Origin of the sequence: Pseudomonas sp. Colony2 (assembly GCF_019382755.1) — a bacterium.
Taxonomy (GTDB): Bacteria; Pseudomonadota; Gammaproteobacteria; order Pseudomonadales; family Pseudomonadaceae; genus Aquipseudomonas.
The window spans coordinates 1358793-1377427 of sequence record NZ_CP080030.1 but is presented as its reverse complement, the minus strand read 5'-3'; the positions used below and the strand labels follow the sequence as shown (position 1 = coordinate 1377427).

General features: G+C 59.6%; 15 protein-coding genes. All 15 read right to left on the bottom strand.

Features of this window, described 5'->3' with window-relative positions:
• Nucleotides 1-3: 3 nt before the first annotated feature.
• Nucleotides 4-714, bottom strand: a complete 711-nt coding sequence (ispD, locus tag JV201_RS05740; protein ID WP_003219291.1) for a 2-C-methyl-D-erythritol 4-phosphate cytidylyltransferase — start codon at nt 712-714, stop codon at nt 4-6.
• Complete coding sequence (ftsB, locus tag JV201_RS05735) at nt 711-989, bottom strand: cell division protein FtsB (protein WP_003219292.1); 279 nt, start codon at nt 987-989, stop codon at nt 711-713. The genes ispD and ftsB overlap by 4 nt, the downstream gene beginning before the upstream one ends.
• A 171-nt stretch (nt 990-1160) precedes the next feature.
• A complete protein-coding gene (gene eno, locus JV201_RS05730) occupies nt 1161-2450 on the bottom strand; it encodes a phosphopyruvate hydratase (protein ID WP_003219294.1) in 1290 nt (429 codons plus the stop codon).
• 156 nt (nt 2451-2606) lie between these two features.
• Nucleotides 2607-3452 (bottom strand): 3-deoxy-8-phosphooctulonate synthase, encoded by an 846-nt coding sequence (kdsA, locus tag JV201_RS05725; RefSeq protein ID WP_003219295.1) that lies wholly within the window; start codon nt 3450-3452, stop codon nt 2607-2609.
• Nucleotides 3453-3457: 5 nt separating this feature from the next.
• Entirely contained in the window at nt 3458-5089 is a 1632-nt protein-coding gene (locus JV201_RS05720; RefSeq protein WP_003219298.1) for a CTP synthase, read from the bottom strand.
• A 273-nt stretch (nt 5090-5362) separates the two neighbouring features.
• Nucleotides 5363-6682, bottom strand: a complete 1320-nt coding sequence (tilS, locus tag JV201_RS05715) for a tRNA lysidine(34) synthetase TilS (RefSeq protein ID WP_219406615.1) — start codon at nt 6680-6682, stop codon at nt 5363-5365.
• 175 nt (nt 6683-6857) lie between these two features.
• On the bottom strand, nt 6858-7805 hold the full coding sequence (locus JV201_RS05710) for an acetyl-CoA carboxylase carboxyltransferase subunit alpha (protein WP_003219302.1): 948 nt from the start codon (nt 7803-7805) through the stop codon (nt 6858-6860).
• 139 nt (nt 7806-7944) lie between these two features.
• Complete coding sequence (gene dnaE / locus JV201_RS05705; RefSeq protein ID WP_177008896.1) at nt 7945-11466, bottom strand: DNA polymerase III subunit alpha; 3522 nt, start codon at nt 11464-11466, stop codon at nt 7945-7947.
• A gap of 75 nt (nt 11467-11541) precedes the next feature.
• Nucleotides 11542-12174 carry a ribonuclease HII gene (rnhB, locus tag JV201_RS05700; protein WP_003219305.1) on the bottom strand — a complete coding sequence of 211 codons (633 nt, stop codon included), beginning with the start codon at nt 12172-12174 and terminating at the stop codon, nt 11542-11544.
• Complete coding sequence (gene lpxB / locus JV201_RS05695) at nt 12171-13310, bottom strand: lipid-A-disaccharide synthase (RefSeq protein WP_087694922.1); 1140 nt, start codon at nt 13308-13310, stop codon at nt 12171-12173. Before lpxB ends, rnhB begins: the two co-directional genes overlap by 4 nt.
• A gap of 2 nt (nt 13311-13312) precedes the next feature.
• Nucleotides 13313-14089 carry an acyl-ACP--UDP-N-acetylglucosamine O-acyltransferase gene (gene lpxA, locus JV201_RS05690; protein WP_003219308.1) on the bottom strand — a complete coding sequence of 259 codons (777 nt, stop codon included), beginning with the start codon at nt 14087-14089 and terminating at the stop codon, nt 13313-13315.
• Entirely contained in the window at nt 14086-14526 is a 441-nt protein-coding gene (gene fabZ, locus JV201_RS05685) for a 3-hydroxyacyl-ACP dehydratase FabZ (protein WP_003219309.1), read from the bottom strand. The genes lpxA and fabZ overlap by 4 nt, the downstream gene beginning before the upstream one ends.
• Before the next feature lie 110 nt (nt 14527-14636).
• On the bottom strand, nt 14637-15692 hold the full coding sequence (lpxD, locus tag JV201_RS05680) for a UDP-3-O-(3-hydroxymyristoyl)glucosamine N-acyltransferase (protein ID WP_008432224.1): 1056 nt from the start codon (nt 15690-15692) through the stop codon (nt 14637-14639).
• 3 nt (nt 15693-15695) lie between these two features.
• A complete protein-coding gene (locus tag JV201_RS05675) occupies nt 15696-16199 on the bottom strand; it encodes an OmpH family outer membrane protein (protein ID WP_003219314.1) in 504 nt (167 codons plus the stop codon).
• Nucleotides 16200-16244: 45 nt separating this feature from the next.
• Nucleotides 16245-18632 carry an outer membrane protein assembly factor BamA gene (gene bamA / locus JV201_RS05670; protein WP_219406614.1) on the bottom strand — a complete coding sequence of 796 codons (2388 nt, stop codon included), beginning with the start codon at nt 18630-18632 and terminating at the stop codon, nt 16245-16247.
• Nucleotides 18633-18635: the final 3 nt, after the last annotated feature.

The window sequence follows — 18635 nt, the reverse complement described above, 5'->3', positions numbered from 1 at the left end:
TCGTCAGGAAGACTGGAAAGTCCGACGCTGGCGCAGCCATTCAAGGTCTTCCGGGCGCGTGACCTTGAGGTTGTCGGAACGGCCTTCGATCAGGCGAGGCGCATGCCCGGCCCATTCCATGGCCGAGGCTTCGTCGGTGATGACCACGTCCGAGACCAGGCTGTCGGCCAAGGCCCGGTGCAGCGCGCCAAGGTGGAACATCTGCGGGGTGTAGGCCTGCCAGATCGGCGTGCGATCAACCGTTTCCAACACGCGCCCGTGCTTGTCGGCGCGCTTGAGGGTGTCCCGCGCCGGCACGGCCAGCAGCCCACCCACGCTGTCGTCGGCCAGTTCAAAGAGCAACTTGTCCAGGTCATCGCGGCTGAGGTTCGGCCGGGCGGCGTCATGCACCAGCACCCAATCGTCATCGCTCGCGCCCTGGCCGTGCAGGTAAAGCAAGGCATTGAGCACCGAACCCGAGCGCTCTTCGCCGCCGTCAACGCGCACAATGCGTGGGTCGGTGGCGCAAGCCAGGGTCGGCCAGTAAGGGTCATCCATCGCAACGCTGACCACCAGCCCCTTGAGGCCCGGATGATCGAGGAAACAGCCAAGGCTGTGTTCGAGAATAGTGCGCCCACCCAATTGCAAGTACTGCTTGGGACGGTCCGCGGCCATACGGGCACCCACGCCCGCGGCAGGAATCACGGCCCAGAAGGCCGGTGACGAAATGCTCATTGGGCCAACTGGTAGAGGGTTTCGCCCTCCTTGACCATGCCCAACTCATGGCGAGCCCGCTCTTCAACGGTCTCCATGCCTTTTTTCAATTCAAGTACTTCGGCATCGAGCACGCGATTGCGCTCCAGCAACACCTCGTTTTCGGCGTGCTGTGCGGCAATTTGCTGGGTCAGTTCGGTGACCTGCGCCAAGCTGCCATTCCCCACCCAAAGGCGGTACTGCAGGCCAGCCAGCAGCAAGAGCAAGACGAGGAACAACCAATTGGGACTGCGCATCGAATATCGGGTATCCAGTGAAAAAAGACAGCCATGCAAAACTTTTGCAGCAACTGATAGCACGAAGCCTGGAAAAACCAGGCTTGTGCTTGTTAGTCATGAGATTAGCGCCGAAATTCACGCTGCCGTGATTTTTCCGACGTAATCCGCTGACCTTTTACCATTTAACAATCAGCCGCGAAACTCGCTGCGACCGTTGTACTTGGCTTTGCCGCCCAGTTGCTCTTCGATACGCAGCAATTGGTTGTACTTGGAAACGCGGTCGGAACGGCACAGGGAACCGGTCTTGATCTGCCCAGCCGAAGTGCCCACGGCCAGGTCGGCAATGGTCGAGTCTTCGGTTTCGCCGGAGCGGTGGGAGATCACGGCGGTGTAGCCCGCAGCCTTGGCCATCTGGATGGCTTCCAGGGTTTCTGTCAGGGTGCCGATCTGGTTGAACTTGATCAGGATCGAGTTGGCGATCTTTTTGTCGATGCCTTCTTTCAGGATCTTGGTGTTGGTCACGAACAGGTCGTCGCCCACCAGTTGGATCTTCTCGCCGATCTTGTCGGTCAACACTTTCCAGCCAGCCCAGTCGGACTCGTCCAGGCCGTCTTCGATCGAGATGATCGGGTAGCGCTCGGTCAGGCCCTTGAGGTAGTCAGCAAAACCTTCCGAGGTGAAGACGTGGCCTTCGCCGGACAGGTTGTACTTGCCGTCTTCGTAGAATTCGCTGGCCGCGCAGTCCAAGGCCAGGGTCACGTCGGTGCCCAGCTTGTAGCCAGCGTTGGCCACGGCTTCGGAGATCACTTTCAGTGCGTCTTCGTTGGACGCCAGGTTCGGCGCGAAACCACCTTCGTCACCCACTGCAGTGCTCAGGCCACGGGCCTTCAGCACAGCCTTGAGGTGATGGAAAATCTCGGTGCCCATGCGCAGGCCTTCGGAGAAGGTCTTGGCGCCAACCGGCTGCACCATGAATTCCTGGATGTCGACGTTGTTATCAGCGTGCTCGCCACCGTTGATGATGTTCATCATCGGAACCGGCATCGAGTAGACACCCGGAGTGCCGTTCAGGTTGGCGATGTGGGCGTACAGCGGCAGGTCCTGGTCCTGTGCAGCGGCCTTGGCAGCGGCCAGGGACACGGCGAGGATGGCGTTGGCGCCCAGGCTGCCTTTGTTTTCGGTACCGTCGAGCTTGATCATCGCGTGATCGAGGGCTTTCTGGTCAAGTGGATCCTTGCCCAGCAGCAGGTCGCGGATCGGGCCATTGATGTTGGCCACCGCCTTGAGTACACCCTTGCCCAGGTAACGGCTCTTGTCGCCATCACGCAGTTCCAGTGCTTCGCGGGAACCTGTGGAAGCACCGGACGGCGCGCAGGCGCTGCCGATGATGCCGTTATCGAGAAGCACGTCGGCTTCGACGGTAGGGTTGCCACGGGAGTCGAGAACTTCACGACCTTTGATGTCGACGATTTTTGCCATTGTTGTAAACACTCCAAAGTTGACGAAAACGACGCAGCTGAAGGAAATCTTTTGACCGACCGCAAGGGTGGAACAACGGGCAGGCTTGCAGGCGACAAGGCTCAGGCCTGCGGGCCTGAGCGTAAAGCGAGGGAAAGTCTACCGGAGAAATGGCGCTTACGCGGTCTCTACCGTCGGAAAACTCTTGACCAGGTCGTCCAACTGCTTCAACTGGGCCAGGAATGGCTCCAGCTTGTCCAGGCGCAGGGCGCATGGGCCGTCGCACTTGGCGTTGTCCGGGTCCGGGTGGGCTTCCAGGAACAAACCTGCCAGGGACTGGCTGATGCCGGCCTTGGCCAGGTCCAGTACCTGGGCACGGCGCCCGCCAGCGGAATCGGCGCGACCACCGGGCATTTGCAGCGCGTGGGTCACGTCGAAGAACACTGGGTATTCGAACTGTTTCATGATGCCGAAACCGAGCATGTCCACCACGAGGTTGTTGTAGCCGAAGCTCGAACCACGCTCGCAGAGGATCAACTGGTCGTTACCCGCTTCCACGCACTTGTTCAGGATATGTTTCATTTCCTGAGGCGCGAGGAACTGGGCTTTCTTGATATTGATCACAGCGCCGGTCTTGGCCATCGCGACCACGAGGTCGGTCTGGCGCGACAGGAAGGCCGGCAACTGGATGATGTCGCACACCTCGGCAACCACGGCTGCCTGCTCAGGCTCGTGGACGTCGGTGATGATCGGCACGCCGAAGGCTTGCTTGATGTCCTGGAAGATCCGCATGCCTTCTTCAAGGCCCGGGCCGCGGTAGGAGGTCACGGACGAACGGTTGGCCTTGTCGAAGCTGGCCTTGAATACGTAGGGGATACCGAGTTTCTCGGTCACCTTCACGTACTCTTCACAGACCTGCATCGCCATGTCGCGGCTTTCCAGCACGTTCATGCCGCCGAACAGCACCATGGGCTTGTCGTTGGCAATCTCGATGTCGCCTACGCGAATGATCTTCTGGGCCATCAGGTTTACGCCTTCTTCTGATGTTGCGTCAGTGCTGCTTTAACGAAGCCGCTGAACAACGGGTGACCGTCGCGCGGGGTCGAGGTGAACTCCGGGTGGAACTGGCAAGCCACGAACCATGGATGATCCGGTGCTTCAACCACTTCAACCAGCGCGCCATCACCGGAACGACCGGAGATTTTCAGGCCGGCTTCCATGATTTTCGGCAGCAGGTTGTTGTTCACTTCGTAGCGGTGACGGTGACGCTCGACAATCACGTCCTTGCCGTAGCAATCGTGAACCAGGGACCCCGGCTCCAGCAGGCAATCCTGCGCGCCGAGGCGCATGGTGCCGCCCAGGTCGGAGGCTTCGGTACGGGTTTCGACGGCGCCGGTGGCATCTTCCCACTCGGTGATCAGGCCCACGACCGGATGGCCGCTGGTGCGATCGAACTCGGTGGAGTTGGCGTCTTTCCAGCCCATTACGTTACGGGCGAACTCGATGACCGCCACTTGCATGCCCAGGCAGATACCCAGGTACGGCACCTTGTTCTCACGAGCGTACTGGACGGCAGTGATCTTGCCTTCCACGCCACGCAGACCGAAGCCGCCCGGAACCAGGATGGCATCAACGCCTTCCAGCAGCGCGGTGCCCTGGTTCTCGATGTCTTCGGAGTCGATGTAGCGCAGGTTGACCTTGGTACGGTTGCTGATGCCCGCGTGGCTCATCGCTTCGATCAGCGACTTGTAGGCATCCAGCAGCTCCATGTACTTGCCGACCATGGCGATGGTGACTTCATGCTCAGGGTTGAGCTTGGCGTCGACCACGGCTTCCCACTCGGACAGATCGGCGCCGCCACATTGCAGGCCGAAGCGCTCGACGACAAAATCATCCAGGCCCTGGGAATGCAGGATGCCCGGGATCTTGTAGATGGTGTCGGCGTCTTCCAGGGCGATTACCGCACGTTCTTCAACGTTGGTGAACTGGGCGATCTTGCGACGGGACGCGATGTCGATCGCGTGGTCGGAGCGGCACACCAGCACGTCCGGCTGCAGGCCGATGGAACGCAGTTCCTTGACCGAGTGCTGGGTAGGCTTGGTTTTGGTTTCGCCGGCGGTGGCGATGTACGGCACCAGCGTCAGGTGCATCAGCATCGCGCGCTTGGCGCCGACTTCGAAACGCAACTGGCGGATGGCTTCGAGGAACGGTTGGGATTCGATGTCACCCACGGTGCCACCGATCTCGACCATCGCCACGTCGGCATCGCCTGCACCCTTGATGATGCGGCGCTTGATTTCGTCGGTGATGTGCGGGATCACCTGGATGGTTGCACCCAGGTAGTCACCACGGCGCTCCTTGCGCAGCACGTGCTCGTAGACACGGCCGGTGGTGAAGTTGTTGTTCTGGGTCATGGTCGTGCGGATGAACCGCTCGTAGTGGCCCAGGTCCAGGTCGGTCTCGGCGCCGTCGTGGGTGACGAACACTTCACCGTGCTGGAACGGGCTCATGGTGCCCGGGTCAACGTTGATGTACGGGTCCAGCTTGAGCATGGTGACCTTAAGTCCCCGCGCCTCCAGGATGGCCGCCAATGAAGCGGAGGCAATGCCTTTCCCCAATGAAGAAACAACACCGCCCGTGACGAATATGTAGCGCGTCATGAAAAACCCTAGAAGTCTGCGTTAAAGCGGTCCGAGCCGCCGGGGAAAGCGAAGGAAGGCCGAAGCCCCCGATCACCTGCATTAATCACAGTGCACCTTTCAAAAAAACCGCCGCGTTGTGACAGACCAGCAATGAAACACCGGTACGTTGATCGCTACACATTTTTTGGAATCGCCCAGCAAAGACTGCTTGGTAATCGGCAACTGCTGCGATTCAGGCGAATCCACAGAAGTTGTATCAAGAAGGGAGCGTAGTCTACCGGAAAGGCTCTATCAGCTCAAACCTTGATCGCAGGTTGGTGGCATCCAATGTAATTGCCAGCCGGTACCGCCACCCGCCGCAAGCCCCGGCAGGTTGGCCACAGCCAGCAATTGTTGACCCTGATACAGCAGCGGCAATCTGCCACGGATGAAGCCTGGTACCGCACTTTCGTTAAGCAAACGCTTCAGGTCGCGCCGGCCCCGGCCTGGCAATTCCATGATTTCACCGCCCTGGCGATAACGGATGCTCAGGGGGCCTTCGGGTGCACTGCCGCTGAAGCGCACTTGGCCGTTACCGGGTAACTGTAGTGGGTTTTGCGGGTGCGGCCAGCTCACCGATGCGTCAGAAAATTCCGACCAACTGGCAGGTAACCACCAGATAAGTCCACCACAACGGTGCAATTGACCGTCGGCCAGGCGCCACAGTGGCTGTGCATCGTGTTTGGCGTCGCGCAAGGTCGCCCAGCCGGTCCAGTGGTCGCTGTCGGGCAAGCGTGTCAGCGGTGTCAGCCAGTGCCTAAGTGCGTTGCGCTGGCGGGCCTCGGAGAGCGCGGCAAGCGGTTCAAGGGTCAGCGAAGGCAATGCCAGCCAGGGAAACACCGGGTGCTGGCTGGCGGCCAGCAGGTCCATCTGCGCCAGTTCGTCGAGCAAGCCGTGGGCTTCGCTCAGATGTTCGGCGCTGCGGGCCATGGTGCTGACGGCTTGGGGCCAACGTTCGGTCAGGCGTGGGAAAACATGGTGGCGCAGGTAATTGCGGGAGAAACGCGGATCAGCGTTCGACGGGTCTTCGATCCAGGTCAATTGATGTTCACGGGCGTAGGCTTCAAGCTCGGCGCGAGACACATCCAGCAAGGGTCGCACCAGATAGCCATCTGCCAAAGGGCGCTGCGCGGGCATTGCCGCCAGGCCACGCACGCCAGCCCCACGCAACAGCCGAAACAGTAAGGTTTCTGCCTGATCGTCACGGTGCTGGCCCGTGACCAGCAACTCCCCTGCCCCGGTGAGCTCGGCAAACGCCTGATACCGCGCTTCACGGGCCGCGCGCTCCAGGCTTGCACCTTGTTGCACTTGCACGCGGATCACCCGCAGAGGCACGCACAAGGCGTCGCACACGGACTGGCAATGGGCCGGCCACGCATCCGCCGCAGCTTGCAGCCCATGATGAACATGGATAGCGCTGAGTGGCGGGAGCTTGTCGATTTTGGCCAGCGTGGCCAGGAGGTGCAGCAGGACGGTGGAGTCGAGGCCGCCGGAGAAGGCGATGTGCCAGGCCGGGGCGTTGCGCCAGGGGGCGAGGATTTGCAGGAGCTTGGCGGTTAAGGTGGGCTTCATAGCAAAGTACGCCATCAATCTGGAATGCGATAACCAGCATACACAAAGCAAATGTGGGAGCGGGCTTGCTCGCGAATGCAGTGTGTCAGTCGCCAACTATATTGACTGAATCACCGCCTTCGCGAGCAAGCCCGCTCCCACACAAGCCAGCTCCCACATTTAGTAACGCGTCGGCTTAGAGACCGTAGCTCATCAGGCGCTCGTAACGACGGGCCAGCAGCGCCTCGTTGTCGAACTTCTTGAGCATCGCCAGCTGCGAGCTGAGTTCGGCACGAATGGTCGCGGCAGCGGCAGCCGGGTCACGGTGGGCGCCGCCCAATGGCTCGGCGATCACTTTATCCACGATACCCAGGCCTTTCAGGCGATCGGCAGTGATGCCCATGGCTTCCGCGGCATCCGGTGCCTTCTCGGCGGTTTTCCACAGGATCGAGGCGCAACCTTCCGGCGAGATCACCGCGTAGGTGGAATATTGCAGCATGTTCAGCTGGTCGCAGACGCCAATCGCCAATGCGCCGCCGGAACCGCCTTCGCCGATCACGGTAGCGATGATTGGCGTCTTCAGGCGCGCCATTACCCGCAGGTTCCAGGCAATCGCTTCGCTCTGGTTGCGCTCTTCAGCGTCGATACCCGGGTAGGCGCCCGGGGTGTCGATGAAGGTCAGGATCGGCATCTTGAAGCGCTCGGCCATTTCCATCAGGCGACAGGCCTTGCGATAGCCTTCAGGGCGCGGCATGCCGAAGTTGCGGCGGACTTTCTCGCGCACTTCACGGCCTTTCTGGTGACCGATGACCATCACTGGCTGGTCGTCCAGGCGAGCGATACCGCCCACGATGGCGGCGTCGTCGGAGAAGTGACGGTCGCCGTGCAGCTCATCGAACTCGGTAAAGATATGGTCGATGTAGTCCAGGGTGTACGGACGGCGCGGGTGGCGGGCCAGGCGCGCGATCTGCCAGCTGGTCAGCTTGCCGAAGATGTCTTCGGTAAGCGTGCTGCTCTTGTCTTGCAGGCGAGCGATTTCATCGCCGATATTCAGCGAATTGTCATTGCCGACCAGGCGCAGCTCTTCGATCTTGGCTTGCAGGTCAGCGATCGGCTGTTCGAAATCAAGAAAATTCGGGTTCATAAGCGTCCGTCTTGGGTCGACGGCCAAGGAGTGCCTGGCCAGCCGGTTGTCTATTCGCGCCCTACCTTAAGGGAGAGGCGCGGTTAGGTCGAGATTAAATGTTCGGTCGAGATCAGGCGATCTTCGTACTGCCTGACCGTCAACGGTATTGGAGGAAGACGTTGTCACGCCCGAACTGGTCACGCAATGCTTGAATCAAGCCATCGGCGGGGTCAATTCGCCACGTCTCACCAAACTGCAACATCGCCTTGGCGTCGTTGCCGGTGTACTCCATGGTCACCGGGCAGGCGCCACGGTGGCGTTTAAGCAAGTCACCCAACCAGCGTAGCTGATCACCTTTGAGCGCATCGGTCTTGACCTTCAGGCGCAGGCTTTCGGCCAGGTTGGTGCGGGCATCTTCCATGCTCATCACACGTTTGATCCGCAGGCGCAGGCCGCCGGAGAAGTCGTCGTTGCTGACCTCCCCTTCCACCACCACCATCGCGTCGGTCTGCAACAGCGACTGGGCGGAATGGAAGGCATCGGCAAACAGCGAGGCTTCGATCCGGCCCGAGCGGTCGTCTAGGGTGATGAAACCCATCTTGTCGCCCTTTTTATTCTTCATCACCCGCAGCGCGATGATCATGCCTGCGACGGTCTGGGTATCCCGCGCCGGCTTCAGGTCGATGATGCGCTGGCGGGCGAAACGCCGGATTTCACCTTCATATTCGTCAATCGGGTGACCGGTGAGGTACAGGCCCAGGGTGTCTTTCTCACCCTTGAGGCGCTCCTTGAGGGTCAGGTCCTTGGCCTTGCGATGGTTGGCGTAGACGTCGGCATCTTCTTCGACGAACAGCCCGCCAAACAGGTCGGCGTGGCCGCTGTCGTGGGTGCGCGCGGTCTGCTCGGCGGCCTTGATCGCTTCTTCCATGGCGGTCAGCAATACCGCGCGGTTGCGGTCGATATTGGCCTGGTACGCCTTCGGCTCATCATGGAAGTACGGGCCCAGGCGATCCAGGGCGCCGCTGCGGATCAAGCCATCCAGGGTACGTTTGTTGATGCGCTTGAGGTCGACCCGGGCGCAGAAATCGAACAGGTCCTTGAACGGCCCGTCCTGACGCGCTTCGGTAATCGCCTCCACCGGACCTTCGCCCACGCCCTTGATCGCGCCGAGGCCATAGATGATGCGGCCTTCGTCGTTCACCGTGAACTTGAACTCGGAAGTGTTCACGTCCGGCGCGTCGAGGCGCAGCTTCATGGTGCGCACTTCCTCGATCAAGGTCACGACCTTGTCGGTGTTGTGCATATCCGCAGACAGTACCGCCGCCATGAACGGCGCCGGGTAGTGAGCCTTCAGCCACGCAGTCTGGTAAGACACCAGGCCATAGGCGGCAGAGTGGGATTTGTTGAAGCCGTAACCGGCGAACTTTTCCACCAGGTCGAAGATGTTACCGGCCAGGTCGGCATCGATGTTGTTGGTGGCGCAACCTTCAATGAAGCCACCGCGCTGCTTGGCCATTTCCTCGGGCTTTTTCTTACCCATGGCTCGACGCAGCATGTCCGCACCGCCAAGGGTGTAGCCGGCCATGACCTGGGCAATCTGCATCACCTGTTCTTGATACAGGATGATGCCGTAGGTCGGTGCCAGTACCGGCTTGAGACCTTCGTACTGGTAGTCGGAGTGCGGGTAAGCCAGCTCGGCACGCCCGTGCTTACGATTGATGAAGTCATCCACCATGCCTGACTGCAGCGGGCCCGGACGGAACAGGGCCACCAGTGCGATCAAGTCTTCCAGGCAGTCGGGCTTGAGCTTTTTGATCAGCTCTTTCATGCCGCGGGATTCAAGCTGGAACACGGCCGTGGTTTCGGCTTTTTGCAGCAGGCTGTAGGTCGGCTTGTCATCCAGCGGGATAAACGCGATATCCAGCGGTGGCTCATTGACCTTGGCGCGGTCGCGGTTGATGGTCTTCAGCGCCCAGTCGATGATCGTCAGGGTACGCAGGCCGAGGAAGTCGAACTTCACCAGGCCGGCCGCCTCCACGTCGTCCTTGTCGAACTGGGTTACCAGGCCGTCGCCTTCTTCGTCGCAATAGATCGGCGAAAAGTCGGTCAGCTTGGTAGGCGCGATTACTACACCACCGGCGTGTTTACCGACGTTACGCACCACGCCTTCGAGCTTGCGCGCCATGTCCCAGATTTCAGCCGCTTCTTCATCGACCTTGATGAAGTCCCGCAGGATTTCTTCCTGCTCGTAGGCTTTTTCCAGGGTCATGCCGACTTCAAACGGAATCATCTTCGACAGGCGGTCAGCCAGGCCGTAGGACTTGCCCTGTACCCGGGCCACGTCGCGAATTACCGCTTTCGCCGCCATGGAACCGAAGGTGATGATCTGGCTTACTGCGTTGCGCCCGTATTTCTCGGCCACGTACTCAATAACCCGGTCGCGACCATCCATGCAGAAGTCGACGTCGAAGTCGGGCATCGATACCCGTTCCGGGTTAAGGAAACGTTCGAACAGCAGGTCGTATTCCAGCGGGTCGAGGTCGGTGATCTTCTGCACATAGGCCACCAGCGACCCAGCACCCGATCCACGGCCAGGCCCCACCGGCACGCCGTTGCTTTTGGCCCACTGGATAAAGTCCATTACGATCAGGAAGTAACCGGGGAACCCCATCTGGATAATGATATCCAGCTCGAAATTCAGGCGGTCGACGTAGACCTGGCGCTTGGCTTCATAATCTTCAGTGGTGTCCTTGGGCAGCAGGACGCTCAGGCGTTCCTCCAAACCGTCGAACGAGACCTTGCGGAAATACTCGTCGATGGTCATGCCATCGGGAATCGGGAAGTTGGGCAGGAAGTGCTTGCCCAGCTTCACTTCAATATTGCAGCGCTTGGCAATTTCGACGGAGTTTTCCAGGGCCTCGGGCAGGTCACTGAACAGCTCGGCCATTTCATCGGCGCTTTTGAGGTACTGCTCTTCGCTGTAGTTTTTCGAGCGGCGCGGATCGTCCAACGCCCGGCCTTCGCCGATGCATACGCGGGTTTCGTGGGCCTCGAAGTCTTCCTTCTTGATAAAGCGCACATCGTTGGTCGCCACCAGCGGCGCGCCAAGCTTTTCAGCCAGGGCCACAGCGGCGTGCAACTGCTCTTCATCGTTGGGGCGGTTGGTGCGCTGGATTTCCAGGTAGAAACGGTTGGGGAACACCTCCATCCACTCACGGGCGAGCACTTCAGCCTCATGAGGATTGCCGCCCAACAGCGCGATACCGATTTCACCCTCTTTGGCCGCCGAGAGCATGATCAGCCCTTCGCTGGCTTCGGCCACCCACTCGCGCTCGATGATGATCGAGCCATTGCGCTGGCCATCGATAAAGCCACGGGAAATCAGTTCGGTGAGGTTGCGATAACCCACGCCGTTCATCGCCAACAGGCTGATGCGGCTCAGTGGGTTATCCGGGTCCTTGTTCGACAGCCACAGGTCGGCACCGCAGATCGGCTTGATGCCGGCGCCCATGGCGGCCTTGTAGAACTTGACCAGGGAACACATGTTGTTCTGGTCGGTCACCGCCACGGCAGGCATGTTCATGCCCACCAGCGTTTTGACCAGGGGTTTGATCCGTACCAGGCCGTCGACCAGGGAGTATTCAGTGTGCAGGCGCAGGTGAACGAATGAAGCCGGCATAGTGATCCTGTACAAAACGTGGAGACAACAAGGCCCGGATTGTACCGGGCCTTGGCAAAAACATCAGCCTTGCTGCTAAACCTCGATCAGGCTTTCCCGAGCCTCGAAAGCCTGGCGAACCGGGGCAAACGAGCGGCGGTGGATCGGGGTCGGGCCCAGGCGAGCCAAAGCTTCCAGATGAACGGGCGTTGGATAGCCTTTGTGCCCGCCGATGCCGTAGCCGGGATAGATCAATTCGAAAGCCGCCATTTCACGGTCACGGCTGACCTTGGCCAGGATCGATGCAGCGGCAATCGCCGGCACTTTGCTATCACCCTTGACCACCGCTTCTGCGGGCATCGTCAGCTTCGGGCAGCGGTTGCCGTCGATCATCGCCATTTTTGGCGTGATATGCAGGCCTTCAATGGCGCGCTGCATGGCCAGCATGGTGGCGTGCAGGATGTTCAGTTTGTCGATCTCTTCGACTTCAGCGCGGGCGATGTGCCAACTCAGGGCTTTCTCGCAGATCTCGTCGTAGAGTTTTTCGCGACGGGCTTCGGTGAGTTTCTTCGAATCGTTGAGGCCAAGGATCGGACGGTTTGGATCGAGAATCACCGCGGCGGTGACGACTGCGCCGCACAGCGGGCCGCGTCCGACTTCGTCAACACCGGCAACCAGGTCAAGGGCATCGGCGACCAGGCTGAAATCCAGGCCCATTTGCGTCTTCATAGGGCTTCCTGCTTATGACCGATCAACGTCAGCACGGCATCCGCCGCCTGGTTCGACGCATCACGGCGCAAGGTGCGGTGAATTTCGTCGAAACCACGGGTCTGCTCTTCGCCACCGTCGATCAACGGGAAAAGGGTTTGCGCCAGGGCTTCAGGCGTCGCATCGTCCTGCAACAACTCGGGCACCAACAGACGCTGGGCCAGCAAATTCGGCAGGGAGATGTAGGGGCTTTTGACCATACGCTTGAGAATCCAGTAGGTCAGCGGCGCCAGGCGATAGGCAACGACCATTGGGCGCTTGTAGAGCAAGGCCTCAAGGGTCGCGGTGCCGGAGGCGATCAGCACCGCATCGCACGCCGCCAGTGCCAGGTGCGAGCCCCCGTCGAGCAGGGTCAACGGCAAGTTGCGCCCTACAAGCAATTCTTCAATTTGTGCACGGCGCTGAGGACTGGCGCATGGCAATACGAAGCGCACACCCGGCTTCAGCGCCTGCAGGCGTTCGGCTGCATCAAAAAACAGCGCGCCGAGACGACCGACTTCGCCGCCACGGCTCCCCGGCATCAAGGCCACCAGCGGACCTTCGGGCAAACCCAGTTCGGCACGCGCGGCAGCACGGTCGGCCTGCAGAGGAATGGTATCGGCCAGGGTGTGCCCGACAAACCGCACCGGCACGCCCTTCTCTTCGTAGAACCTGGCCTCGAAGGGCAGCAGGGTCAGCATCAAGTCGCAGCCTTCGCGAATCTTGAGCACGCGCTTTTGCCGCCACGCCCACACGGACGGGCTGACGTAATGCACGGTCTTGATCCCGGCCTGACGCAATTTGAGTTCGATATTGAGGGTGAAGTCCGGCGCGTCGATTCCGATAAAGACGTCGGGCTTTTCTTCGATCAGGGTCTGGATCAGCTTTTTGCGACGGGCCAGCAGCTCGCGCAAACGGCCCAGCACCTCCACCAGCCCCATGACCGACAAGCGTTCCATAGGGAAGTAGGACGTCAGGCCTTCAGCCTGCATCAACGGACCGCCGACACCGATGAATTCAACCGCCGGATGCTGGAGCTTGAGGGCCCGCATCAGGCCTGCACCGAGAATATCGCCGGAAGCTTCTCCGGCCACCAACGCTATACGCAGCCTGGCCATGATCAGCGGGTGATGCCGCGAGTCGACGACTGGATAGAGTCACGGAATATCGCGACTTCCGGAAACAATGCGGCTGGCTCCGTCAGTTCGATCAAGGCCTGGTCGACCGTCAGCCCCTGGCGGTAAACCACCTTGTAGGCGCGGCGCAGGGCGTGGATCGCGTCTTCGCTGAAGCCCCGACGGCGCATGCCTTCGAAGTTCATGCTGCGGGCCTCGGCCGGGTTGCCGAACACGGTGACGAACGCCGGAACGTCCTTGCCGATGGCGGTACCCATGCCGGAAAAGCTGTGGGCGCCGATATGGCAGTACTGATGCACCAGGGTAAAGCCGGACAGGATCGCCCAATCGTCAACGTGCACATGGCCGGCCAACGCAGTGTTGTTGACCAGGATGCAATGGTTGCCGATTACGCTGTCATGACCGATATGCGCATAAGCCATCACCAGGTTGTGGTCACCCAGGGTGGTCTCGGCACGGTCCTGGACAGTACCGCGGTGAATGGTCACGCCTTCACGGATGATGTTGTGATCACCGATTACCAGACGTGTTTCTTCACCCTTGTACTTCATGTCCGGGGTGTCTTCGCCTATCGATGAGAACTGATAGATACGATTGTGTTTGCCAATCCTCGTCGGGCCTTTGAGGATCACATGCGGCCCGATGACTGTCCCCTCGCCGATTTCCACACCTGCGCCGACGATCGACCAAGGGCCGACCTCAACGTCGGCGGCCAGTACGGCCGTCGGATCGATGATTGCGCGAGGGTCAATCAAACTCATAGTTTGCGTTCCGCACAGATGATTTCAGCCGAGCACACCGGCTTGCCGTCGACCGAGGCCTGGCATTCGAACTTCCAGATCTGGCGCTTGCAGCTGATGAACTTGGCTTCAAGGATCAACTGGTCACCCGGAGTTACCGGGTTGCGGAAGCGCAGTTTGTCAGAGCCCACGAAATAGTAGAGCGTGCCATCGGCAGGCTTCAGGTCGAGCATTTTGAAACCAAGGATACCGGCAGCCTGGGCCATCGCTTCGATGATCAATACGCCTGGCATGATGGGATGCGCAGGGAAGTGACCGTTGAAGAACGGTTCGTTGATGCTGACATTCTTGTAGGCACGAATGCGCTTTTCCTCAACATTGAGGTCCGTGACCCGGTCCACCAGCAGGAACGGGTAACGGTGAGGCAGGTATTCGCGAATCTCGTTGATGTCCATCATTTCGGGGGGAAGCCTGTAATAAAGATTGGGAGCGTGCGGACTAAGGCACGCCCCTCTAGCAAATCAAGGAGGCAGTCTAGCGGCTGTGCACACTTGATATGGAAATGGTATCAGCCATCTGATGAAGCATTACCGTCAGGGGTCACGTCCCCAACACGCTTTTCCAGATGTTTCAGGCGCCGAGCGATATCGTCGAGCTGCCTCAGACGCGCCGCGCTCTTGCGCCATTCGGCCGCAGGCTGCATGGCCGTACCGGATGAATAGGACCCAGGCTCGGTAATCGAATGGGTCACCATGGTCATGCCGGTGATGAATACGTTGTCGCACACTTCGATATGGCCCACCAGGCCAACACCCCCGGCGAGCATGCAATGCTTGCCGATCCTGGTGCTGCCGGAGATCCCCACGCAGGCGGCCATGGCGGTGTGATCGCCAATCTGCACGTTGTGGGCGATCTGAATCTGGTTATCCAGTTTCACGCCGTTACCAATGACGGTATCGGCCAGGGCCCCGCGGTCAACGGCAGTGTTGACGCCAATTTCAACGTCATCGCCGATCAACACGCCGCCCACTTGGGCAATCTTGTGCCAGACACCCTTCGAGTTGGCGAAGCCGAAGCCCTCGCCGCCAATCACGGCACCGGACTGAATCACCACACGCTCACCGATACGCACATCGTGGTACAGGGTCACACGCGGAGCCAGCCAGCCACCGGCACCAATCTCGCTGCGCGCGCCGATAAAACACTGGGCACCCAGCGTTACACCCGCCCCGATGCGTGCACCGCTTTCAATCACCACAAAAGCACCGATGCTCGCGGCAGGGTCAACCTGAGCGTCATCGGCGATCACCGCCGTCGGATGGATACCGGCGGGGGCCTTGGGTTTCGGATCGAACAGGTGCGACACCCGGGCATACGCCAGGTACGGATCGGCAACAACCAGCGCGTCCCCGGCAAAACCTTCGGCGTCAGCGGCCTTCAGCAGCACGGCTGCGGCGCGGCTTTCGCCCAGGTATTTACGGTATTGGGGGTTTGCCAGGAAGCTCAACTGAGCTGGGCCAGCCTCCTGCAAGGTGGCTAGCCCAGTGATTTCCTTCTCCGCGGAGCCACGCAAGGTGGCTCCCAGGAACTCGGCCAATTGGCCGAGCTTGATAGTCGCAGTCATGGCTTACTTCAGCTGATTCATGCGCTCGATCACCTGACGGGTGATGTCGTACTGAGGTTTAACGTCGATGACTGCACCGCGTTCGAATACCAGGTCAAAGGCACCTTTCTTGATGACTTCTTCCACAGCGCTGTCGAGTTTCGGCTTCAGCTGCTTGAGCATTTCGCGGTCGGCAACAGCCTTGGCTTCGTTCAGCTCCTTGGACTGGAACTGGTAGTCACGGGCCTTTTGCTTGAATTCAAGCTCCAGACGCTCGCGCTCGCCTTGCTGCATCTTGTCGCCACCGGCTACCAGACGATCCTGGATGCCCTTGGCGCTGCTTTCCAGCGTCTTGAGCTTGGTCAGTTGAGGACCGAATTTCTTCTCGGCATCTACGGCATATTTCTTGGCCGCATCGGATTCCAGCAGCGCCATCTGATAGTTCAGAACGGCAATTTTCATTTCGGCAAAGGCCGGGGTCGCTACCAGGACAGTCGCCAGGAGAACCAATTGAGTCAACTTACGCACGATGCACTCCTACAGAATCCGTTGTCGTTATCTTGGGTCAGACGCTTAGAACGTCTGGCCGAGGGAGAATTGGAAAATCTGGGTTTCAGCGTTATCCGGTTTCTTGACCGGCATGGCCAGAGCAAAGCTCAATGGGCCAAGCGCGGTAACCCAGGTCACACCGACACCGACAGAGCTTGCCAGGTTGCTGAAGCTCACGTCGTTGCACTGCGTGTTGGACTTCGAGCCATTCGGGTTGGTGACCTGTTCGCACTTGGAGTCGAATACGTTACCCACATCCCAGAAGACCGAAGTACGCAGGGAACGTTGATCTTTAACGAATGGCAGCGGGAACAGGATTTCCGCACCACCCTGGATCAGCACGTTACCACCGAACGGCAGCGGGTCGTTGTCCGAGTCAGGCTGGGTACCCTGGTTACCGGTCACACCCACGCCACGGCTTGGCGTACCACGAGGACCCAGGGTGCTGTCCTTGAAACCACGTACCGAGTTGAAACCACCCGCATAGTAGTTCTCATAGAACGGCAAGCCGCTGGTCGAACCGTAACCGTCGCCGTAACCCAGCTCGGTGTGCAGGCGCATGGTGTAGTTTTCGCTCAATGGCTGGAACAACTGGCCACGGTAGTCGAGTTTGAAGAACGACAGGTCGCTGCCCGGCGTGGTGGCTTCCAGAGTCAGGCTCTGGGAATGGCCACGGGTCGCCAGTACGCCTTTGTTCAGGGTCGATTCCGACCAACCGGCCGAAGCCTTGAAGTTCAGGAACTGGTCGCCTTCTTTACGCACGAAGTTGAAGATCTCATCCACGGTGTACACACCGGTCTTGATCTTGTCCTGCTGCGCGGTCAGGCCGAAGGTCAGACGCGAGGTCTCACTGATCGGGTAACCAATGTTGGCACCAACACCGAAGCTGTCGATTGCATAGCTTGCAACGTCAACGTCGAGGTCTTTGTAGTCGGTTGTGCGATAGAAGGCGTTGTAGCCCAGGCTCACGCCGTCAGCAGTCCAGTAGGGGTCGACATAACCGAAGTTATAGCGGCTCTGGTATTCGCTTCGGGTCAGGCCGATGGAAACCTTGTTACCGGTACCGAGGAAGTTGTTCTGGGTGATCGAACCACCGAGGATCAGGCCGGCACTCTGGGCGAAACCGACACTGGCGGTAATCGAACCGGAGGCTTGCTCTTCTACGGCGTAGTTCACGTCAACCTGGTCATCCACACCCGGTACAGCCGGGGTTTCAACGTTGACTTCCTTAAAGAAGCCCAGGCGCTCAAGGCGAACCTTGGACTGGTCGATCAGGTAAGTCGACGCCCAGCCACCTTCCATCTGACGCATTTCGCGGCGCAGCACTTCGTCGGCAGACTTGGTGTTGCCACGGAAGTTGATGCGGTTCACGTAGGCACGCTTGCCCGGGTCTACAACGAAGGTGATGTCCACGGTGTGGTCTTCGTCGTGCGGGGTCGGTACGCCGTTGACGTTGGCGAAGGTATAGCCTTCGTTACCCAGGCGGCGGGTGATCAGCTCGGAGGTGGTGGTCATCAGCTTGCGCGAGAACACCTGGTCCTTCTGCACCAGCAACAGGGACTTGACCTGGTCTTCAGGCACTTTCAAGTCGCCGCTGAGCTTGACGTCACGAACCTTGTACTTCTCGCCTTCGTTGACGTTGACGGTGATATAGACGTGCTTCTTGTCCGGGGTGATGGACACCTGGGTCGAAGCGATATCCATGTTGATATAGCCGCGGTCCAGGTAGTAGGAACGCAGGCGCTCCAGGTCACCGGAGAGTTTTTCACGGGCATACTTGTCATCGTTCTTGAAGAACGACAGCCAGTTGGTGGTCTTGAGTTCGAACAGGTCGATCAGGTCGTCATCAGCAAACTTGGTGTTACCCACCACGTTGATGTGCTGGATGGCCGCCACGGTGCCTTCGTTGATGTTGACCTTCAGGCCGACGCGGTTACGCGGTTGCGGCACCACTTCGGTCTCGACGGTAGCCGAGTAACGACCCTGGGCAACGTACTGGCGTTGCAGTTCGTTACGCACGCCTTCGAGGGTGGCACGCTGGAAGATCTCGCCTTCGGCAAGGCCGGATTGCTTGAGGCCTTTCATCAAGTCCTCAGTGGAGATCGCCTTGTTGCCTTCGATCTCGATACTGGCGACAGAAGGTCGCTCGACGACAGTGATGACGAGGACGTTACCTTCGCGACCCAGCTGGATATCTTGAAAGAACCCGGTTTTGAACAGCGCACGAGTGGATTCCACCAGGCGACGGTCATCAGCCTGTTCCCCGACGTTCAACGGCAAGGCACCAAAGACGCTACCCGCGGAAACCCGCTGGAGGCCGTTGACGCGAATATCGGAGATGGTGAAGGACTCGGCGTGAACTTCGGCGATCATCAATACGGTGAGAACCGCAGTTAGCAGCAGACGTTTCATGAA